This window comes from uncultured Prevotella sp. (assembly GCF_946407605.1).
GTDB lineage: Bacteria > Bacteroidota > Bacteroidia > Bacteroidales > Bacteroidaceae > Prevotella.
In genome coordinates, this window is sequence record NZ_CAMJOS010000074.1 from 1 (window position 1) to 3331 (window position 3331).

At 51.7% G+C, this 3331-nt stretch carries 3 protein-coding genes; all 3 read left to right on the forward strand.

Annotation, left to right across the window (positions count from 1 at the left end):
- On the forward strand, positions 1-267 hold a 267-nt coding region (locus Q0R57_RS14640), incomplete at its 5' end, for a hypothetical protein (protein WP_294749231.1).
- A gap of 30 nt (positions 268-297) precedes the next feature.
- Positions 298-2214, forward strand: coding sequence for a BACON domain-containing carbohydrate-binding protein (locus Q0R57_RS14645; RefSeq protein WP_294749233.1), 1917 nt, complete (start codon positions 298-300; stop codon positions 2212-2214).
- A gap of 71 nt (positions 2215-2285) precedes the next feature.
- A partial coding sequence (locus Q0R57_RS14650; RefSeq protein WP_294749236.1) for an endonuclease occupies positions 2286-3331 on the forward strand: 1046 nt, incomplete at its 3' end.

Here is a 3331-nt window from a genome sequence, read left to right on the forward strand (position 1 = left end):
CAGCTCAGCTTCGATATGAAGAACGTGCTCAACTTCTTCAACAGCAGTTGGGGTGTGGCTAAGATTGCCAACCAGGAGTTCAGTACCTCTCCGAGCAGCGGTGTACAGTACTCGCAGATTCTGAAGTATGAGGGTGTGGATGCCGACGGCTACGCTACCTTCTCTACTCCGAAGAGTATCAATGGTAACACGGGCATGTGGCAGAGCTACCATGCGTTGAGCCAGTGCTGGTACGCCTCTATTGGTATCAAGTATATCTTTAATTAATTGAAAACGGACTATTGAAAATTGAAGATTATGAATAAGATATTTAAAGCTTTCTGTAGTTGTCTGATGGTCTGCGGCTTTGCCATGACTCTGACAAACTGCTCAGACAATGACGATCCCACGTTCCTCAGCGAGGTACAGTTGTCACAGTCGTATGTTGCCATTCCCCAGACTGGTGGCTCTACCACCATCAAGGTGAATGTATCTACCAACTGGAGCATCTCTAACATCCCCGAGTGGCTGACGATCAGCCCTGCTTCTGGTAGTGCTGGTGAGAACCAGATTACCTTCTCTGCCGATGCTACTGCCGATGGTCGTAGCTGTGAGGTTCTGATGGATTGCGGTGGTGCCATCCAGCACATTAACGTGATTCAGGGACTCTCCGTTGTCTCTCAGGTAACGGTTGCTGAGGTTATGAGCGGTCCTGAGAAGACCTATCGCACAACGGGTACCGTCACCAAGATTGCCAATACCTCTTATGGTAACTGGTATATGAACGACGGCACGAGTGCTGAAGACCTCTATATCTATGGTACGCTCGACAAGGCTGGTAAGGCCGGTGCCAACAACTCTATCGCCGTTTGGGGCATCGAGGTGGGTGACGAGATCACCATCGAGGGTCCGAAGCAGGTCTACAACGGTACTGTTGAATTGGTGAACGTCAGCGTCATCAAGATCAGCAAGTCACTGATTAAGGTCGACTCTCTGAGCATCAATGACGCTACCCTTCCTGTGGAAGGTGGCGATATCACCGCAGTGCTGTCCTGCAAGGGCGATGGCGTGACGGTGAAGATTCCTGAGGAAGCCAAGGATTGGCTCTTCATGACCAGTATGATTGCCGGCAGCGCTCCTGAGGTGAAGTTCCACGCTCTGGAGAACAAGGGTGCCGACCGTGAGGCTACCATCGTGTTCACGACCAAGAGCAGCGGTAAGGAGTACACCGCCCAGACCACCATCAAGCAGAAGGGTGTTGCCAAGGGAAGTGGTACTGACACTGATCCGTTTAATGTGGCTGCTGTCCTGAACTATACCAAGGCCCTGGGTGCCGACGTCCTCTCTGAGAAGGATGTCTATGTGAAGGGTATCATCTCCAGCGTGAAGTACACCTACAGCGCAGACTTCGGTACTGCAACCTATAACATCTCTGACGATGGTACGGAGTCGGGTGTGTTCACTGTCTATGGCAGCTACTACTACGACAACCAGCCTTGGGTAGAGGGTAACGAGCAGATCAAGGTCGGCGACGAGGTGATCGTTGTCGGTAAGGTGATCTACTACAAGGGTACCACGCCTGAGTTCAGCAACAAGCAGAACTGGCTGTTCTCGCTCAACGGCAAGACCTCGTCTGTGACCGCTACGGTTGCTGAGTTCCTGGCCGCTGCCGAGGATGACACTCGCTATAGCCTGACTGGTGTCGTGACAAGTCTCTATGAAAGTGACAAGCAGGGCAAGAGCTTCTATATTAAGGACTTCAGTGGCGAAGCACTCGTCTATCGTACTGATGGCTTCCTCGATACAGGTATCAAGGTCGGTGACGTGGTGACGGTTGTCGGTAAGCGTGGTAGCTATAAGAACAATCCTCAGATGGTGAACGGTAACTGTGCTTTGGAGCATGCCGTGACACCTGTCACGATTGCTGAGTTCCTCACCAAGCCCGATGATAAGAACACCTATTATATGGTGACTGGTAAGATCAGCTCGCTCCTTGGCAGCAATGGTAAGGAGAACGACTATGGTAACCTCTATATCACCGATGGTACCAACGAGCTGTATGTCTATGGCACCTATCCCGGATGGGGCGCTACAGGCGACTTCCGCAAGTTCTTCATTGCCGACAACGGTCTCCAGGTGGGCGATGAGATCACCATCATCGGCTATAAGGATACCTACAAGGAGCTCGTAGAACTCTGTCAGGGTGTCTGCTTCTCCTTCAAGAAGGCTAACTAATCGATGTGTTATATAGCGCTCCCGATGCCGACCGTGGTGTCGGGAGCGTTTTTCTTTAAACAGTCAACAATATGAAGAAACTATTACTATTTGCCCTTTCCCTTTCGTGTCTCACTTCCCTGGCACAGCCCGCAGGGACATATTATCAGGCTGCCGACGGTAAGAAAGGCACGGAGCTGAAGACCGCCCTCTTCCAGATTATCAGTCCCCATGAGATGCAGTCCTATACCCCTGGGGTGTGGAATGCCATCAACTCCTACGACATCCGTGAAGACGGAAAGATATGGGAGATATATTCCGGCATCTCCAACTTCACGCCAAAGGTTGATCAGGACAAAGGTGAGGATATCGATGAGGAAGGTCGTGTCTACAATCGTGAGCACGCCATGCCGAAGAGTTGGTTTAACGAAGGCTCAGGTGCCACCGACTATCCGATGTACACCGACTTGCATCATCTCTTCCCTACAGACCGTGCAGTGAACAGTATACGCTCTAATTGGCCTTATGGCGAGGTGGATAAGTCACGGACTCCCACGAAACAGTCGGCAGGAGGCTTCTCCAAGTTTGGCATCTGTGACCCTTCCATTGGTTATACCATCTTGAATGGAACGGCGCGTGTCTTTGAGCCTAACGATGAGTATAAGGGTGACTTGGCCCGTGTCTATTTCTATATGGCTACCTGCTATGAGGCGTATAAGACTGGTGGCGGAAAGGATCGTAGCCCGAAGGACTGGGATAAAGGCGACAAGACGATGCTCGACGGCACCATCTTCCCCTTCTTCAAGGAGTGGGCTGTCAAGATGCTGCTCCGCTGGGCGCAGCAGGATCCCATCAGTGAGAAGGAAGTCAAGCGCAACGAGGGTATCTATGGCATCCAGAAGAACCGTAACCCCTTCGTCGACTATCCAGGACTTGAGCAGTACATCTGGGGTTCCTACACCGATGTGGCCTTCAGCTATGACAACTACGCGAAGCCCGAGACTACGGGCATCTTAGAACTTCACAAGGCCTTCGCCCCATCAGCTGATGATAACATCTACGACCTCCGTGGCCAGCGCCATGATGGCAGTCGTCTGAAGAAAGGCGTTTACATCCGCCGAGGCAGAAAGGTGGTTGT

Bases quoted from the DNA above. Each gene is read 5' to 3' on its own strand.
- Q0R57_RS14645 (WP_294749233.1), top strand. From the start codon at position 298: ATGAATAAGATATTTAAAGCTTTCTGTAGTTGTCTGATGGTCTGCGGC.